We start from the raw sequence: 17,902 nt of genomic DNA on the forward strand, positions 1-17,902 counted from the left end.
ACTTGACTCGGACTTTGACGTTGTAGTCCACCACGCGCTTGACGGCGACGATTGCTTTCATGGAATTCTTTCTGGAGTGGGTGGAAAGCTCAGCGGGCCAGGCCTGCCAGGCGTTCGTGGATGAGGGCATGGGCCTCGGCCATGGTCCGCTCGATCAGCTGCTGCACCGTCGGCACGTCGTGGATCAGGCCGGCGACCATGCCGCAGGACCAGGCGCCCGCATCCATCTCGCCGCTTTGCATGATGCGCGGGTAGACACCGGCGACTTCGGGCAGGATGTCTTCGAAGGTGATCGCCGCGCCCAGCTCGCGCTCCTTGAGCAGCAGCCGCTCCACGGCGGCGTTGCTCAGCACCCGCTCGGTGTTGCGAAGCGGGCGCATGACCAGGCGCGTATCGAGCTCGCTGGCCGCGACGATGGCACGCTTGACGTTCTCGTGCACCGGCGCCTCCTGTGTGGCGATGAAGCGCGTGCCCATGTTCATGCCCTCGGCGCCCAGCGCCAGCGCGGCCACGAGCGAGCGGCCATCGGCCATGCCGCCCGAAGCGACGAAGGGGATGCTCAGCTCTTCCGCGGCCCGCGGCAGCAGGATGAAGTTGGGCACGTCGTCCTCGCCCGGGTGGCCGCCGCACTCGAAGCCGTCCACGCTGATCGCGTCGCAGCCGATGGCCTGGGCCTTGAGCGCATGGCGCACCGAGGTGCACTTGTGGATGACCTTGATGCCGGCTTCCTTGAGCGCCGGCAGCCATTTCTGCGGGTTGTTGCCCGCGGTCTCGACCACTTTCACGCCGCCGTCAATGATGGCCTTCACGTAGCCCGGAAAGTCGGGCGGATTGACCGAGGGCAGAAAGGTGAGGTTCACGCCGAAGGGCTTGTCGGTCATGCCGCGGCAGCGCGCGATCTCGCGGGCCAGCAGCTCGGGCGTGCGCTGCGTCAGCCCCGTGACCATGCCCAGGCCGCCTGCGTTGGAGACCGCCGACGCCAGTTCGGCCAGGCCCACGTGGTGCATGCCGCCCTGGATGATCGGGTGCTGTATGCCGAAGAGTTCGGTGATGCGTGTCTTCATGGCCGGTTCACTCCGAGGCGATGGATTTGTCGCGGATCAGCTGGCCCCACTTGGCATAGTCCTGCTGCAGGTGCTGGCCCATCTGCGCCGGATCCTGGAAGCGGGCAATGGCCCCCGCGTGCAGCAGCTTCTCCTGGGTTTCCTTCTCGGCCAGGATCTGCCGGACCTCGCTGGCGATGCGATCCACCACGGCCTTGGGCGTGCCTGCGGGGGCCAGCAGCCCGCCCCAGGATACCGCGTCATAGCCCTTGAAGCCCTGCTCGGCGATGGTCGGCACGTCGGGCAGCATGGCCACGCGCTGGGGCGACCCCACGGCGATGGCGCGCAGCTTGCCGGCCTTGATGTGGGGCAGGGCGGCTACCAGGTCGGCATACATCACCGGCACCTGGCCGCCGATGGTGTCGGTGATGGCCGGCACGCCGCCCTTGTAGGGCACGTGCTGCATGTCGAAGCCGCCCATCTGCTTGAGCAGCTCCATGCTCAGGTGGCCGAAGCTGCCCGCGCCGGAGCTGGTGTAGTTGAGCGGGTTCTTCTGCGCCTTGGCGTTGGCGATGAGCTTGCGCAGGTCGGTCACGTCCGGCAGCTGCGTGGGGTTGACCACCACGACGATGGGCAGGTCGTACACTGTGGCCACGGGGGCGAAATCCTTCACCGTGTCGTAGCCCGCCTTCTTGTACAGGTGGGGCGCCAGCAGGGTGGGGGTGGCCAGCATCATCAGCGTGTAGCCATCGGGTTCGGCCTTCATCACCTGCAGCGCAGCGATCGAGCCTGAGGCCCCGGGGCGGTTTTCCACCACCACGGCCTGCTTGAGGCGCTCGGCCAGCTTCTGCCCGACGATGCGAGAGGCCGTGTCGGTGGGGCCGCCCGCGGGGAAGGGCACGATCAGCTTGATGAGGCTGGCGGGCCAGGCGTCCTTGGTGCTCTGGGCCAGGCTGGTGCCCAGCAGGCCCGCGCTGCCCAGTGCGGCCAGGCCCTGCAAAGCGGTGCGGCGATTCAAATGCGTTGTCATGGTCTTGTCTCGGTGTTGTGGATGTCGGTGGGTGGAAACTGGCGCGCCCCAGGCCAGCGCCCCCGTGCAAGGGCCGCCCCGCCGCACTGGGGGCGTCCCCCTCCCGTATTGCGCAGCAATACGAGAGAGGGGGAAGGCGCGAAGCGACTCAGGGGGTGTTCATCTCAGGCTTCGGGCAAGGTCAGCACGCCGCGCTGCTGCAACTGCTGCAATTGCTCGTCGTTCAGGGCAAGCAGCCGGTGCAGCACCTCGCGCGTGCCTTCGCCCAGCGTGGGCGGGGCATTGCGCAAGGGCAGGCGCTGCCCGTCCAGGCGGTAGGGCGGTGCGAACACCGGCGTCGTGCCCGTCACGGGGTGGGGCATGTCGTGCACCAGGCCGCTCGCGCGCGTGCGCTCGCTGGTCAAGGCCTCGTGCAGGCCTGCAACCCTGCCGCAAGGGATGCCGGCCACCGTCATGCGCTCGATCAGCACGTCGCGCTTGAACGAGTGGATCATGGCGTTTAGCAGCGGCACCAGTGCGGGGCGGTTCTTGGCGCGCTCCACATTGGTGGCAAAGCGCGGGTCTTCGACGATGTCCGGCCGCCCGATGACCTGGCGGCAGAACTTGTCGAACTGCGCGTTGTTGCCCACCGCGATGATCAGCGGGCCGTCCGCCGCCTCGAACATGCCGTAGGGCACGATGGAAGGGTGTGCGTTGCCGTAGCGCGCGGGGTCCCGGCCCAACTGCAGTGCATCGAGCCCGTAGTAGCCCGTGACCATGATGCCGCAGTCGTACAGCGCCATCTCGATGAGCCGGCCCTTGCCCGTGCGCTCGCGGCGGAACAGGGCGGCCAGCACGGCCTGGGCCGCATGCATGCCGGTCACCAGGTCCACCACCGCCACGCCGAACTTCAGGGGCGGCTGCTCGGCTTCGCCGTTCAGCGCCATGAGGCCGGCCTCGCCCTGGATCACCAGGTCGTAGCCGGGGCGTTTGGCCTCGGGGCCGCTCGCGTCGTAGCCGGCCACGGCGCAGTAGATGAGGTCGGGCCGGATGGTCTTGAGCTGTTCGTAGCCCAGGCCCAGCTTCTCGGCGCCGCCGGTCTTGAAGTTGTGGATCACCACGTCACACTGCGGCAGCAGGTCGTGCACGATCTGCAGGCCCTCCGGGCTTTGCAGGTCCAGCGTGATCGACCGCTTGTTGCGGTTCATGCTGTTGTAGTAGGTGGTCTCGGTCTTGCCGATGCGCATGCCCCAGTCGCGCGTGTCGTCGCCGCGGCCCGGGTGCTCGACCTTGATGACTTCTGCGCCGAAGTCGGCCAGCACCTGGCCGCACAGCGGCCCGGCAAAGACGCGCGACAAGTCCAGCACGCGCACCCCTTCGAGGGGCAGGTCAATTTCCTGGGACGGTTGTTGGTTGGTCATGGTTCAGTCTCCTTGGGGTGTCCCGGAATATTCAGGCCCGGTATCAGCTGTGCTGGCCCAGTGCCATGTAGCGCGCCAGGTGGTGGTCTTCGTCACCCAGCTGGTGGTCGATCATCACCAGCCGCTTCGCATAGTGCGACAGCGGCAGCTCCCAGGTCATGCCGATGCCGCCGTGCATCTGGATGCTCTCTTCGGACACCAGGGTGCCGATGCGGCCGATGGTGAACTTGGCGGCCGACAGCGCGCGCTCGCGCACCACTCGCTCGCCGTCCATGGCCGCAGCGGCGTTGATGACGGCCGAGCGCGACTGCTCCACCTCCAGCAGCAGGTCGGCCATGCGGTGTTGCAGCGCCTGGAAGCTGCCGATCGGCACGCCGAACTGCTTGCGCGTCTGCAGGTATTCGAGTGTGTCCTTCTTGGCCACTTCCATCGCGCCCAATGCCTCGGCACACAGCGCCAGCACGCCCCAGCCCACGGCCAGCTCCAGCGTGGCAAAGCCCTGGCCCTCGGCGCCCAGCAGGGCGTCCGCACTCACCTGCGCGCCGTTGAAGGTGATGTCGGCTGCGCCCCCGCCGTCGATACGGCCATAGCCCCGGCGCACCACGCCCGGTGCATCGGCGGGCACGAGGAACAGCGAAATGCCGTCCTCGCTGTCCACCGCGCCCGCAGTGCGGGCCGATACCAGCAGCAGCTGCGCCGCTCCACCCTGCAGCACCACGGCCTTGGCGCCCGAAAGTGCCCAGCCCTGGCCATTGCGCACCGCCTGCGTGGCCACGCGCGCCAGTTCGTAGTGGCTGCCCGGTTCGTCGTGCGCCAGCGCGGCCACGGTGCTGCCGTCGATCAGGCTGGCGATGCGCTCCTTCTGCGCGGGCGTGCCAGCGGCACTCAGGGCGCGGCCCACCACCAGGGCACCCAGAAAGGGCTCGACCACCAAGCCACGACCCAGGGCCTCGAAAACCACGGCGATATCGAAACCGGCACCGCCAAAGCCGCCATCGGCCTCAGGGAAGAGGGCGCCGATGGCGCCGAGCTCGGCAAACTGGCCCCACAGGGCGCCCGACATGCCGGTCGCGCCATAGGCAATGGCGTTGCGGGTCTCCATGGGGCACTGCCCGGCCACGAAGCGGTCCAGCGTGTCCGCCAGCATGCGGCGGTCTTCGGTGTGTTCAAAGTTCATCGCATCAGCCTCACAGGCCCAGGATCATCTTGGAGATGATGTTCTTCTGGATTTCGTTGGAGCCGCCGAAGATCGACAGCTTGCGGTAGTTGAAATAGTTCGCCGCCACCGTGGCCGCCTCGGCGGGGCCTGCGGATGCGTCGGCCAGGTCCTGGTACTGCGCTTCCTCGATGTAGGGCAGGGCATGGGGCCCCATCGCGCGGCGGATCAGCGACAGGATCTCCTGGCGGATCTCGGTGCCGCGGATCTTGAGCATGGAGCTCTCTGCCCCCGGCACGCCGCCGCCGGCCACGGCCGCGATCACGCGCAGGTTGGTGGTCTTCATGTTCTCCAGGTCGATCTCGACCCGGGCCATGCGGGTGGCGAACTGCGGGTCCTGGTCCAGCGGGCGACCATTGCGCTGCACCTTGGCGGCAATGACCTTGAGCTTTTCGAGTGCGGCCACCGAGAAGCCCACGCCGGCGATGCCGGTGCGCTCGTAGGTCAGCAGGTACTTGGCGTAGGTCCAGCCTTTGTTCTCTTCGCCCACCAGGTTCTGGGCCGGCACGCGCACGTCGGTGAAGAACACCTCGTTGACCTCGCTGTCGCCATCGAGCGTGCGGATGGGGCGCACCTCCACGCCCGGGGTGTCCATGTCCACCAGCAGAAAGCTGATGGCCGCCTGGGCCTTGGCCTCGCGGTCGGTGCGCACCAGGCAAAAGATCATGTTGGCGTGCTGGCCCTGGGTGGTCCAGGTCTTCTGGCCATTGACGATGTAGTGCTCGCCCTCGCCATCCACGCCGCGCACGGCCGTGGTCTTCACCGAGGCCAGGTCCGAGCCCGCACCGGGCTCGGAGTAGCCCTGGCACCACCAGTCGGAGCCATCGAGGATGCGCGGCAGCCAGTACTGCTTTTGCGCCTCGTTGCCGTATTTGATCAGCACCGGGCCCAGCATGTTGAGTCCGAACGGCACGATGCGCGGCCCGCCCGCGACGGCGCACTCGGTGTCGAAGATGAACTTCTGCACCGCACCCCAGCCGGGGCCGCCGTACTGAACGGGCCAGTGGTTGGCCAACCAGCCGCGTGCGTTGAGGATGGCATGCCACCCCTCCTGGTCGGCCTTGGTCAGGCGCTGCCCGGCCTTGACATTGTGCGCCAGGGCCGCCGGCAGCTTGTCTTTCAGAAAGGCCTGCACTTCCTCGCGGAAGGCCTGTTCCTCAGGGGTGAATTGCAGATCCATGTCGTGCCTTGCTTCAGAATATTTCAAACAGCCCGGCGGCGCCCATGCCGCCGGCGATGCACATTGTCACCACGCCCCATTTCGCCTTACGGCGCCGGCCTTCGAGCAGGATGTGGCCTGCCAGGCGTGCGCCCGTCATGCCGAAGGGGTGGCCGATGGAGATGGCGCCGCCGTTGACGTTCAGCCGCTCCATGGGGATGTCCAGCCGGCGCTGGCAGTACAGGGCCTGCGAGGCGAAGGCCTCGTTGAGCTCCCACAGGCCGATGTCCTCGACCGTGAGGCCATGGCGTGCCAGCAGCTTGGGCACGGCGAACACCGGGCCAATGCCCATTTCATCGGGCTCGCAGCCGGCCACGGCCATGCCGCGGAAGGCGCCCAGCGGCTGCAGGCCCAGGCGCTCGGCCTCCTTGGCCTCCATCAGCACGCAGGCCGAGGAGCCATCGGACAGCTGCGAGGCATTGCCGGCCGTGACGGACTGGCCGGGGCCCTTGACGGGTTCGAGCGCCAGCAGGCCTTCGAGCGTGGTGCCGGGGCGGTTGCAGGTGTCGCGCGTGGCCACCACCTCGCGGTACGTGACTTCGCCGGTGTCCTTGTTCTTTTCGGCCATGCGCGTGGCGCAGGGGATGATTTCATCGTCGAAAAGGCCCGCAGCCTGCGCGGCCGCCGTGCGCTGCTGGCTTTGCAGCGAGAAGGCGTCCTGATCCTCGCGCGAGATGCCGTAGCGGTGGGCCACCACGTCGGCGGTGTCGATCATGGCCATGTACAGGGCCGGCTTGTGCTCCACCAGCCAGGGGTCCATGTCGGTGGGCAGGTTGTTGCCCGGGCGCATGCCCGAGATGGTTTCCACGCCACCGGCAAGCATCGCCGGCACGCCTTCGGCCACGATGCGGCCCGCCGCAATGGCGATGGACTGCAGGCCCGAAGCGCAAAAGCGCGTGACCGTGGTGCCCGCCACCGACAGCGGCAGCCCGGCGCGCAGCACGGTCTGGCGGCCCAGGTTGCGGCCCTGGAAGCCGTCGGGGTTGCCGCAGCCCAGGATGAAGTCCTCGAACATGGCGGGGTCCACGCCCGAACGCTCGACGGCCGCCGTGAGGGAGAACGCGGCCAGCTGAGCGGCTGGCGTGGCATTGAATTCGCCGCGGTGCGACTTGGCCAGCGGGGTGCGGGCAGTGGAAACGATGACGGCTTCGCGCATGGTGGGTGTCTCCTGTCTCTGTTAGTTTGGTGGTGACTTCGAGCGGCTGACAAAACTCAGCGTAGCGGTTCTGGCTAGGCGCTGGGCCGCAGGCAGTACGTTAGTACGACAAGGCACAGCAACGACGCCAGAAGAGTTTTGTCAGCTGTTCTCAGGCGGTTTGGTTCAGGCTGTCGAAATTGCGGCCCTGGGCCACCAACTGCTCCAGCAGGGCGGCGGGCTTCCAGAACAGGGGGTCGTCCTTGGCGAATTCGCGGATGTCGGCCAGCACCTGTGGCAGGCCCTGCATGTCCGCCCACTTCATGGGGCCGCCGCGAAAGCGCGGAAAACCGTAGCCGGACAGAAAGGTCACATCCACATCCAGCGGGCGCAGGGCAATGCCCTCGGCCACCACCTTGGCACCTTCGTTGACCATGGCGGCCATGTAGCGGCGCATGATCTCGTCGGCGCTGAACGGGCGCGGCACCACGCCCTTCCTGGCGCGCTCGGCGTCGACGATGGCCAGCACCTCCGGATCGGGCTGGCCCAAGCGGGCGCCCTCGGGGTAGAGATAAAAGCCCCGGCCGGTCTTCTGGCCGAACCAGCCGCGTTCGCAGATGCGGTCGGCGATCTCCACATAGCGCGCCTTCGGGTCGCGCGTGGCGGCGCGGCGCTTGCGCGTGGCCCAGCCGATGTCGCCACCGGCCAGGTCGGTCACCTGGAAGGGGCCCATGGGGTAGCCGAAGGCGCGCACGGCGGCGTCGATCTCGTAGGGGCTGGCGCCGTCTTCCATCAGGTAATCGGCCGCCTGCTTGTACACGGCCAGGATGCGGTTGCCGATGAAGCCGTCGCACACGCCGGCACGCACCGGCACCTTCTTGAGCCGTTTGGCCAGCGCGAAGGCGGTGGCCACCACGTCGGCGCTGACCTGGCCGGGCACCACGATCTCCAGCAGCTTCATGATGTTGGCGGGGCTGAAGAAGTGCAGGCCAATCACGTCCTGCGGGCGCGCCGTGGCCGCCGCGATGGCGTCGATGTCGAGGTAGGAGGTGTTGGTGGCCAGCACGGCACCGGGCTTGCAGACGCGGTCGAGCTCGCGGAACACGGCTTTCTTGACCTCGATGTCTTCGAAAACCGCCTCGATCACCAGGTCGGCGCTCGCAATGTCCTCGTAGCGCGTGCTGCCGCTGTAGCGCGCCAGGGTGGCGGCCTTGGCCTCGGCGCTCATGCGGCCCTTGGCCACCAGGGCGTCGTAGACCTTTTCCACATGGGCCCGGCCGCGCGCGATCGATTCCGCGTCGCGCTCGATCATGGTCACGGGCAGGCCGGCGTCCAGCGCCGAGACGGTGATACCGGCGCCCATGGTGCCCCCGCCGATCACGGCAATGGAGGTGATGGGGCGCGGCGCGGCGGCCTTGGCCTCGGGCACCTTGGCGACCTCGCGCTCGGCAAAGAAGGCGTGGATCAGGCCGGCGCGCTGCGGGCTCTCCAGGCAGGCGAGGAACTGGGCGCGCTCGAACTGCATGCCTTGGTCAAAAGGCAGGTCCAGCGCGGCCTGCACGCAGTCGATGATCTTCAGCGGCGAGAACAGGCCGCGCGCGGCCTTGGCGGTGTCGGCCCGGAGGGCATCGAGTTCGGCCTGGGCGGTGGCCTTGTCGGCCAGGCGGCCGGGCAGGGCGCTGGTGGGGCGCACCGGTGCCTGGCGAGCCAGCAGCTCGCGCACATGGGCCAGGCCGGCGGCCACGGGGTCGCTGCCCTCGGCCACCGCATCCACCAGGCCTGCCGCCAGCGCCGCCTGGGCGTTGAGGTGCTTGCCGCTGAGCATGAGTTCGGTGGCGGCCTTCACGCCCATGAGGCGCGGTGCGCGCTGCGTGCCGCCGGAGCCGGGCAGCAAGCCCAGCAACACCTCGGGCAGGCCCAGTTGGGCCCCCGGCAGCGCCAGCCGGTAATGGGCCGACAGGGCCACTTCCAGGCCCCCGCCCAGTGCCGCACCATGGATGGCGGCCACCACCGGCTTGCTGCAGGCCTCGATGGCCTGGCAGACCTCGGGCAGGGCGGGCGGCACCGGCGGCTTGCCGAACTCGCGGATGTCGGCCCCGGCGATGAAGGCCCTGCCTTCGCCCATGATGAGCACCGCCTTGATGCCGGCATCGGCCTCGGCCGCTGTGATCGCCGCCAGCAAGCCCTGGCGCACGGCAGCCCCCAGGGCATTCACCGGCGGGTTGTCCACACTGACCAGCAGCACGCCCTCTTGTGGGGTCCACCGAACGACAGAAGCAGGGGCTGGAAGGGTCACGCGCATGTCTCCTCTATGGGCTTTTAGGAAACCGGGATTCTTGCGGTGACAATGATTTATAACAATCCCAGCTTGAATTGACAGACTGTCAAAATTTTTGAAACAATCGACCGATGGACTCCCATTCTTTGGCCTTGCTGGTCGAAATCATCGACAGCGGCAACCTGAGCCAGGCCGCGCGCAAGCTCAAGGTGTCCCGCGCCAATGTCAGCTACCACCTGACCCAGCTCGAAAAGTCCGTGGGCGTGCAGCTGGTGCGGCGCACCACACGCCGGGTGGAACCGACCGAGGTGGGGCTGCGCCTGTACGAGCACGGCCGCAGCATCCAGAACGAGATGCTGGCGGCGCGCGAGACCATTGCCACCCTGGGGCAAGGCCTGCAGGGGCGCGTGGGCATCAGCGTGCCCAGCGGCTACGGGCAGATCGTGATGAGCGACTGGCTGATCGAGTTCAAGCGCCTGTACCCCGGTATCGTGCTGGACGTGTTGTTCGAGAACCGCGCCGACAACCTGCGTGATGAGGTGGACATCGCCATCCGCGTGATCCAGGAGCCGCCGCTGTCCCTGGTGGCGCGCAGCCTGGGTACGGTGCGCTACATCGCCTGCGCCTCGCGCGCCTTTGCGCAGGAGCACGGCCTGCCCCAGACGCTGCTGGAGTTGCGCAGCGCGCCGCTCATCACCGCCGGCGTGACGGGGCGCCAGTTGCGCCTGAGTGCCTACCAGGGCGAAGAGCGCCAGGAGCTGCTGCTGGAGCCCACGCTGATCTCGGAGCATTTTCCGTTTCTGCGCCAGGGCATTCTCGCGGGCCTGGGCGTGGGCCTGGTGCCCGACTATGTGGTGAAGGACGCCATCGAATCCGGCGAAGTGCTGAGCACGCTGGACGACTACCGCCTGAGCATCTTCGGCACCCGCATGCACCTCCTGTACATGCCCAACCGCCACCAGACGCGCGCCGTGCGCCTGTGCATCGAATTTTTGCTCGACAAGGCGCGTGCCGCGCAAGGGGAAGAGGGGGAAGGCGCATGAATAGCACCAAGGCAACGCCGTTTTCGGGTTTCGATCTGCCCGGCTTCTGGGAAGACAGCGACTATGCGCGCAAGGAGTATGTGGAGCCACCGCCCACGCCAGAGACCATTGCCGCCGTCGAGGCACAATTGGGCTATCGGCTCCCGGCGAGCTACATCGCACTCATGCTGTCGCAAAACGGCGGCATTCCCGCCCGTGGGTGCTTTCCCACCCAAACGCCAACCTCCTGGGCCGAGGACCATGTAGCGATCAGCGCCTTCAAGGGCATTGGCTTCGCACAGCAGTGGACCCTGTGCGGCGGCCTGGGCAGCCGCTTCAAGATCGAAGAGTGGGACTACCCGGACATCGGTGTCTACTTCGGCGACTGCCCCTCTGCCGGGCACGACATGATCGCGCTCGACTACCGTGCCTGCGGGCCGTCCGGCGAGCCCTCGGTGGTACATGTCGACCAGGAAGATGACTACCGTATCACGCCGCTCGCGCCGGATTTCGAAACCTTCGTGCGCGGCCTCGTGCATGAATCCGAATACGAAGACGACCCCGAGGAGGTGAAGAACGACGCGCTGGCGCATGTCCGCAGCGCGCCTTTCAACTCGCGGCTGCACAAGCTGTGCGAGCAGTGGCCCGACCCGCGCATGCCCGCGGCCATCCGCCGCCTGGCCGAGGCCGTCGTGGAGGACAAAGGGTACTTCGCACTGCATGCGGACGCGAACTCTCACCTGCTGTACGCCGCGCAATTCCTGCTGCTCAGCCACAGCCGGCCGGTGCGGTCGATGGAGGGGTTCCTGCAGTCTTACCCCGGCGTCATCGCGATGGTGGGCGGCGCGCATTTTGGCACCGGTGGCTGGGCACCGGGCTTCGTGGAGGACTGGTTCCAGGCGCGCGTGGGCACCGGCGAGCTGGTGCAGACCGAGGGGCAGTGGCACTTCAGTGCGGATTTCCGGGCTGCGCTGCTGCAGCAACTCGTCGATGGCCGCCAGGAGACCGCATGATGGGCCCCACGCGCACCACCCTGGCATTCTCCGCAATGCTGGCCTGCGTCTCCTTCCATTCTTGCGCCCATGCCGAGCCAGCGGCCACCGTCCACGTCGCGGCCTGCGGGCTTGAATTTGACCTGCCGACCGGCTACAGGATCACGCGGCCCAAGCGCTCCGCAGATGAGCGCGATGGCCGCGCCTGTGCGTTCTACATCGTCAAGATCCGGCCCGAGCCTGCGCCGCGCGGCGAATGCAAGGGCAGGGAAGAGGGCGGCCAGCCACCCTACAAGGTGTGCGACTGGATGGTCGATGCCGGCCCCGCGTCGCCCAGCGTGCAGGTGGCGCGCACACGGCCTGGGGGCACTGCGCTGCTGGACTCGTTCACGCTTGCAGAGGACGGCCGCTGGATGGTGCCGAACGCACAGGCCGGCGACCAGCCCGCGACAGCCGCCGACTTTTGCGGCAGGCCCGCATGGAAGGGCGAAACTGTCATGCGCGTGTTCTGGGGGCGAACACGCACCAAGAACTACACCGAAATCTATGCCGGCTCGGGGGGCACCGATGTCACGCTGGTGCCGCTCGCACCCGATCTCTTCGTGCAATTGCAAAACCCGCCCATCGACGACACGGGCGAGTTCTCGGCCTTCTGCGCCAGCCTGCGCCTGGGCGCACGCGCGCAGGATCTTCCGTAGCGCTGGTCGTCGCCCGCATCAAGCCTGGGGGCCTTCTTCTTCCAGCAGCCTCGCCGCCTGGCTGGCGTCCGAAACCCGGAAATACCCCAGCAGGCTTGCCACGCTCCGATGGCCCGTCATGGCCATCGTGTCGGCCATGGGGACTTTCTGGGTGGCGGCCTCGGTCACGAAGCCGGAGCGAAGCGAGTGCGCTGAAAACACATCGGGCAGCCCGGCCGCCCGGGCACGCTCCTGAACGATGTCACGCACGGCGGCGGCCGACAGTGCCTCACCGAGCCTGCCGCCTTTTCGCACGCGCCTGAAAATGGGCCCCTCGGTGATGCCCGTGGCCTCCAACCATGCCTGCAAAGCCTCGCCCGCCATCCCCTGGATGGGTTTGTGGTTCTCCGGCCGGTCTGAACCGGTCTGGTTGGTCTTGGAGTGGGCGAGGGTGTAGACGAACGAAGTGGGCCCGCTTCGCTGTAGATGCCTCATTTGCGCCGACGCGACCTCCGAGCGCCGCCGACCACCGCTGGCAAAGGCAAACAGCAGCAGGGCGCGATCGCGCAGTCCTTTGAGGGTGGTGGCATCGCAGGTCGCCAGGATCGCCATCAGCGGGTCCTTGGTGAGTGCATTCTTTTTCTGGGGCAAGGCTCCCCGCTTGGCGTAGGCGCGGCGCGTCTTCGACAGCAGCTCACGCACCTGGGCATCCTGGCAGGGGTTCTTCATGTCCCGCACCTGGTGGGCCTTGGACAGCACCGACACGCGGTGCACCAGGGTGCTGAGCGCCATGGGCCCCGGCTTGCCCTTGAAGCCTGCGTCGACAAGCACCGCATCGATGGCCTGCGGCAGCTCGTGGGCCAGCCCTTCGGCAGTCGTCCGTTGGGCATGGTCAACGATGAACTGAAGCACCGCGCTCGGCGGCAGCGGAAGCGTAATCGGCTGGCCATAGCGCACGTTGAACCAGGCGGCCCAGTAGCGCACGGCCGATCGGTAGCTGGCCAGGGTGTTCGCAGACTCCCCCTCGCGCATCAGCTGATCGACGGCAAGCGCGGTCATATCCGAGAGCACGCCGGGCTCCAGCGCGGCATGCGTTTTGAGGGCTGGCAAGCGCATTTGTGTTCCTTCAGCCTAAGTTTTGCATTTATCGTACATATGATGTATTGTTTATTATCAATTTAGCTTTTTACCCACGATAAGCTTCTATTATCGTGGGTAATTTCAGGAAGTGGAGTCGGGCGATGCAAGCGAAAAGTACGAGGGGCCCGCGCGGCGTTCAGATGGAAGAGGTGTGGGCTGCTGCGGACGCAGTTCTCGCCCTGGGGGAGCGCCCGACCATCGAGCGGGTGCGCCTGCAACTGGGCCGCGGCTCACCGAATACGGTGGGGCCCATGCTCGATGGGTGGTTTGGCTCGCTGGCCGGACGGCTGCAGGCGCCGGCAGACCACGCTGACTCGGCCAACGGGCCGGCAGATGTCGAGATTCCCTTGCCGGGGCCCGTCATCCGGGCGGCGAAGACTCTGTGGGGAAGGGCGCTGCAGCAGGCTGACGAAAGGGCTGCCGAGCAATTTGCACAAGCCCGCACAGCGCTGGAGGCGCAAGCCGAATCACTGCGCCATGCGCAGGAGGAGTTGGCTCGGGAACAGCAACGCCTGGATGACCGCAATGAGGCCTATGCCGTGGCCATGCAGGCTCGGGATGCCCAGATCGCCGAGCTGGCGCGCCAGGCCCAGGAACTGCAGCAGCAACTGCAGGCCAGCCAACAGCTGCTGGACACCACGCGTTCCGAGGGCGCGCAACTGCGGCAGGAGGCAGATGCACAGCGGCGGCGCCACGAGGCCAAGGAGGCAGAACACCAGGCCGAGCGCTCGCGGCTCGAAGAGCGCGCGCAGGCCCAGGAACGCAGGCTCAATGCCGAGGTCGACCGGGCCCGCCAGGAATCCAAGCGGCTGGCGCTGCAACTGGAAGGTGACGGCAAGAAGGCCGCCAAAGCCCTGGCCGATGCCATGGACAGGACCCGCGAGCTTGACACCCATGTGGGCGCGCTGCAGATCGATAAAGCGGGCCTGTCCCAGGAACTGCAATCCGCCCGCGACGAGGTGAAGGGTTTGCAGGCGAAATTCGATGAACGCAGCAATGACATGTTCGCACTGCTCAACGAACTGCGGGACCGGTTGCCGACGGGTGCCGCCGTGGGGGCGACGCCACCACCACCAACTCGGGTCAGAAGGAAGAGAAGTTAGAACGGCCCTACACCCAGGGAGCCCTTGGGCGGCTGCTCAAATTCGCGCGAGCAGCTCCGCCTTCTTCGCTGCGAATTCCGCCTCGGTGAGGATGCCTTTGTCCTTGAGCGCAGACAGCTGCGCGATGGATTCGAATATGGAAGCCTGCGCGCCATGGGACGCGCCGCCTGCGCGGGGCGCCTCACTGGCCGCAGCCATCGGAGCCTGCGCCAGACCACCCTTGCGGGCCAACGGCAGGGCCGAGAGGTTCACGGTTCCGTGCTGGCTGGTAAAGGTCAGCGCAGAGTTGCCACCATGCTGCTGGCCGAAGCCGCTGATCCGATGGTCCAGCGTGTCATACAGCGACACGTCGCCGCCGGCATCCACCGCAAGGCGGCGTTGGTCAGCGAAGTACGCGTAGCGGGTGCTGTTCTGAGAGCCACTGCTGCTCGGCGTCCCCAATTCTGCCGGGTACCACTGGGCCTGCGGATCGGAAACGAAAAACGCCGATGACGGGACGAACGCGGCCGCGCCGTCACCCTGGGATTGCGCCTGAAAGCTGCCCGTTGGCACGAGCCCAGGGGCCGTGGCGATGGCACTGGCCAATTCATTGGCCAACCCATCCACGCGTGCCTTCAATTCATTGTTGAACATGTCCCCGAGCATGACCATGCCGCCGCGCGCCCACTGGCCGCTGCCGCCAAACTCGGGATGCGAAAACTGCGCCATGGCGCCGTTGCCTCGCTGCAGGGCCATCAGCAACTGCGTGACTGCCTCGGGGCTGAAACCTGTGCGCGAAGCCAGCCTGGAGACAAGTTGCTGACCTTGTTCGGTGAGTTCTGGTGCCATACGGTTCTCGATGAGGGTTCAACTGTCAACCCAGCCAGTATAGAAGGGGCGAGTGGTGCAGCTTGTTTTCCCGTCCTTGGCAAGGTGCCGATGCAGCCACCGTGTTTGGCCCGCATTTTATTTAACATAATATACATCGTATCTAGTCACAGATATTTGCTGCCCACAACCCATTCCTGTCTGCGTCCTGCTTCTGCTGTGGGCTGCTGCGCCCTTACGCTGGCTCACTTACAGGCTCACTTCAGCCCCAGGCCCGCGCCGTCCAGACTGCGCTGGGCCAGGTTCATCTGCTCCAGCGGCGCCGGGCGGCCGAACCAGTAGCCCTGGGCGCTGGCGCAGCCCAGCTGCAGCAGGCGCCGCGCCTGGGCCTCGGTCTCGACTCCCTCGGCCACGACCGTCACGCCAAAGCCCTTGGCCATGTGCAGTACGGCCGTGACGATGGCGGCATTCTGGGACGACTCGACCAGGTCGCGCACGAAGGTCTGGTCGATTTTCAGGCAATCGAACGGCAAGCGGCTCAGGTACGCCAGCGATGAGTAGCCGGTGCCAAAGTCGTCGATGGCGATCTTCAGCCCCAGGGCACGCAGGCGCGAGAGCTGCTGGTGGGTCACGGCGTCGCCTTCGATCAGCACGGATTCGGTGAGCTCCAGCGTCAGGTGCCGTGCTGGCAGGCCACTGGCCTCCAGGGTGCGCTGCACCTGCTCGACGAAATCCGACTGGATCAGCTGGCGGGCCGAGACATTGACATGCAGACCGAAGTCTTCGGGCAGTTGCGGCAATTGCTGCGCAATGTCCCGGGTGGCGCGCAGCATGACCCAGTCGCCCAGCGCCAGTATCAGATCGCTTTCCTCGGCCATGGTGATGAACACGCCGGGCGGCACCATGCCGCGCGTGGGGCTGCGCCAGCGCAGCAAGGCCTCGGCACCGGTGACGCGGCCCGTGGCGAGGTCGATCACTGGCTGGTAGTGCACGAGGAACTGGTCCTTGTCCAGGGCCTGCCGCAGTTCGGAGGCCAGCCGGGTGCGCTCCATCGCCTGGTCTGCCATGCCGGGCTCGAACACCATCCACTGGCTCTGGCCATGGCGCTTGGCCTCGCCCAGGGCGATGCTGCCGTTGCGCAGCCATTCCGCCAGCCCCTCGCCACGCAGATGCCCCGCCACCAGCCCCACCGATGCGTACACCATGACCTCGTCGGCCCCGGCCGAGAACGGTGTGGCAAACAGGCCCAGCACGGCCTTGCCGAACCGCTCTGCGGACTGGTCCCCCTCTTCCTCCACCAGGCTCAGAAGGGCGAACTCGTCCCCGCCCACGCGGGCCAGCAGCACCGGCGCAGGAAAGTGCCCCCGCAGCCGGTTGGCGACGGCCTGCAGCAACCGGTCACCCGTGCCGTAGCCCACGCTGTCGTTGATGGCGCGGAAGGCGTTCAGCCCCACGAGGCTGAGCACGGCGCGTTTCGGTTCCGTCCACTGGACCTGTTCCAGCAATCCCCGGCGCGTGAGCAGCTGCGTGAGGCTGTCGTGGGTGAGCAGTTCCTGCATCTGCTGGAACGAGCGCTGCAGCCGGTGGGCCATCTCATTGAAGGCGAGCACGAGGACCGTGGTCTCCCGCAGGGGACTGCTGGCAGCGATGTCCGTGTCCCAGTCGCCACGCGCGATCCGGTTGGCGGCCTCGGCCGTCCTGAGAATGGGCCGCGCCGCCCACTGGATCACCCACAGGCCGAGCAGCAGGCCAATGATGGCAATGGCGCCAGCAGCCAGCAGCGCCCCCTGGCCTGCACTGCGCGAATCTCCGAGCAGCTCGGACTCGGGCAGCAGCACCACGATGCGCCAGTCGATACCACGGGGGTCCGCATAGGAAGTGACGCGGCCGAAATAGCGTGCGTCCAGGTGCTCGAAGTGAAAGCTTGCGCCGTCCGCCGCCGGCACCCCGCGCAAATAGCCCTCGGCCGTGCGGATCTGGGCACTTGTGCTTTCCGAGATGCGCAGGCGCTCGCGCTGGCCTGCGGCATTGCGGCGGTCGCTGAGCACGGAACCCGGTTCCGAATGGGCCACGATCAGGCCCTGCGCATCGACGATGAAGATCTGCCCCTGCCCGCGCAAAGGCTCCTCGCGCAGAAAGCGGTTCAGACTGTCCAGCCGCACATCGGCCTCCATGACGCCCAGCAGGCTGCCCTCGGCCACCACCGGCGTCGCTGCCGAGATGGTGATGTCGCCCCGCTCGCCCGCCGTGGTGTAGATGGGGGACCAGCGCGACTGGCCCGATCCCGCCACCGGTGCATACCAGGGCCGCACACGCGGGTCATAGTTGGGAAAGGCCGCCGCCACCTTGCGCAGCGTATCGTCCTCGTACACATTCATCATGCCGTTCGTCGTGGCATCCTTGAGGATCAGGCGAAACCCCTCACCGGGCTCCCGGCGGATGCCGGTGTACTCCCCCGCCCTGCTCCCGAAGCTCAGCAGGCTGATCTGCTGCTGCCCGGCATACAGGTCGGAGAAGACGCCCCGCAGGTGGGTGTACACGGGGCGCAGGTTCCCCTCCTGGTACAGGCCATGGCGGCTGATGGCGTCGGCCACCGTGCTCTGGATCAGGAACGGGGTTTCCAGAAACTCCGCCAGGCGCGCACGCGAGTTGCTGGTGAGGGCCTCCAGCACGCGCACACTCTCCTGGTCGATCAGTTGGCTGATCTGCCGGTGCTGCGTGACCGCCTGCAAGACGACCGTGGCCGCAAACAGTGCCGCAAAAGGCACCGCAATGGCAGTCCGCAGAGACAACTGGAAGGCACGCATCCTCAATGGCTCCGGTTACGTTGCAGCGGCATG

At 67.1% G+C, this 17,902-nt stretch carries 14 protein-coding genes; 4 read left to right on the forward strand and 10 right to left on the reverse strand.

The window, feature by feature from the left end; translation table 11 throughout:
* Positions 1-89 precede the first annotated feature (89 nt).
* The 7 genes from ASE31_RS16810 to ASE31_RS16840 form a co-directional block, all read right to left on the reverse strand.
* Entirely contained in the window at positions 90-1,064 is a 975-nt protein-coding gene (locus ASE31_RS16810; RefSeq protein WP_057202975.1) for a nitronate monooxygenase family protein, read from the reverse strand.
* A 7-nt stretch (positions 1,065-1,071) separates the two neighbouring features.
* Positions 1,072-2,073 (reverse strand): tripartite tricarboxylate transporter substrate binding protein, encoded by a 1,002-nt coding sequence (locus ASE31_RS16815; protein WP_057202976.1) that lies wholly within the window; start codon positions 2,071-2,073, stop codon positions 1,072-1,074.
* Positions 2,074-2,237: 164 nt separating this feature from the next.
* On the reverse strand, positions 2,238-3,473 hold the full coding sequence (locus tag ASE31_RS16820) for a CaiB/BaiF CoA-transferase family protein (RefSeq protein ID WP_057202977.1): 1,236 nt from the start codon (positions 3,471-3,473) through the stop codon (positions 2,238-2,240).
* A 43-nt stretch (positions 3,474-3,516) separates the two neighbouring features.
* Positions 3,517-4,650, reverse strand: a complete 1,134-nt coding sequence (locus ASE31_RS16825; protein ID WP_057202978.1) for an acyl-CoA dehydrogenase family protein — start codon at positions 4,648-4,650, stop codon at positions 3,517-3,519.
* A gap of 10 nt (positions 4,651-4,660) precedes the next feature.
* On the reverse strand, positions 4,661-5,869 hold the full coding sequence (locus ASE31_RS16830; protein ID WP_057202979.1) for an acyl-CoA dehydrogenase family protein: 1,209 nt from the start codon (positions 5,867-5,869) through the stop codon (positions 4,661-4,663).
* 13 nt (positions 5,870-5,882) lie between these two features.
* On the reverse strand, positions 5,883-7,064 hold the full coding sequence (locus ASE31_RS16835; RefSeq protein ID WP_057202980.1) for an acetyl-CoA C-acyltransferase: 1,182 nt from the start codon (positions 7,062-7,064) through the stop codon (positions 5,883-5,885).
* A gap of 151 nt (positions 7,065-7,215) precedes the next feature.
* Positions 7,216-9,339, reverse strand: a complete 2,124-nt coding sequence (locus ASE31_RS16840) for a 3-hydroxyacyl-CoA dehydrogenase NAD-binding domain-containing protein (protein WP_057203250.1) — start codon at positions 9,337-9,339, stop codon at positions 7,216-7,218.
* 113 nt (positions 9,340-9,452) lie between these two features.
* Here ASE31_RS16840 and ASE31_RS16845 point away from each other — a divergent pair, with 113 nt between their 5' ends.
* From ASE31_RS16845 to ASE31_RS16855, 3 genes are read left to right on the forward strand one after another with little or no spacing between them, the layout of a single operon-like run.
* On the forward strand, positions 9,453-10,364 hold the full coding sequence (locus ASE31_RS16845) for a LysR family transcriptional regulator (RefSeq protein WP_057202981.1): 912 nt from the start codon (positions 9,453-9,455) through the stop codon (positions 10,362-10,364).
* Positions 10,361-11,356 carry an SMI1/KNR4 family protein gene (locus ASE31_RS16850; RefSeq protein WP_057202982.1) on the forward strand — a complete coding sequence of 332 codons (996 nt, stop codon included), beginning with the start codon at positions 10,361-10,363 and terminating at the stop codon, positions 11,354-11,356. Before ASE31_RS16845 ends, ASE31_RS16850 begins: the two co-directional genes overlap by 4 nt.
* Positions 11,353-12,033 carry a hypothetical protein gene (locus ASE31_RS16855; protein WP_057202983.1) on the forward strand — a complete coding sequence of 227 codons (681 nt, stop codon included), beginning with the start codon at positions 11,353-11,355 and terminating at the stop codon, positions 12,031-12,033. The genes ASE31_RS16850 and ASE31_RS16855 overlap by 4 nt, the downstream gene beginning before the upstream one ends.
* Before the next feature lie 18 nt (positions 12,034-12,051).
* On the opposite strand, the gene ASE31_RS16860 is transcribed toward ASE31_RS16855, so the two are convergent.
* Positions 12,052-13,128, reverse strand: coding sequence for a site-specific integrase (locus tag ASE31_RS16860; RefSeq protein WP_057202984.1), 1,077 nt, complete (start codon positions 13,126-13,128; stop codon positions 12,052-12,054).
* Between the two features lie 164 nt (positions 13,129-13,292).
* On the opposite strand from ASE31_RS16860, the gene ASE31_RS16865 reads away from it, so the two are divergent.
* Entirely contained in the window at positions 13,293-14,255 is a 963-nt protein-coding gene (locus ASE31_RS16865; protein ID WP_235514581.1) for a DNA-binding protein, read from the forward strand.
* A 36-nt stretch (positions 14,256-14,291) separates the two neighbouring features.
* Here ASE31_RS16865 and ASE31_RS16870 read toward each other — a convergent pair whose 3' ends face one another.
* The gene (locus tag ASE31_RS16870) at positions 14,292-15,083 is read right to left on the reverse strand and encodes an SHOCT domain-containing protein (protein WP_057202986.1); all 792 of its coding nucleotides are present in this window, start codon (positions 15,081-15,083) and stop codon (positions 14,292-14,294) included.
* Positions 15,084-15,319: 236 nt separating this feature from the next.
* Entirely contained in the window at positions 15,320-17,869 is a 2,550-nt protein-coding gene (locus ASE31_RS16875) for an EAL domain-containing protein (protein WP_082604210.1), read from the reverse strand.
* Between the last annotated feature and the right edge of the window lie 33 nt (positions 17,870-17,902).

The organism is Acidovorax sp. Root217 (assembly GCF_001428645.1).
In the GTDB taxonomy this organism is placed as follows: Bacteria; Pseudomonadota; Gammaproteobacteria; order Burkholderiales; family Burkholderiaceae_C; genus Acidovorax.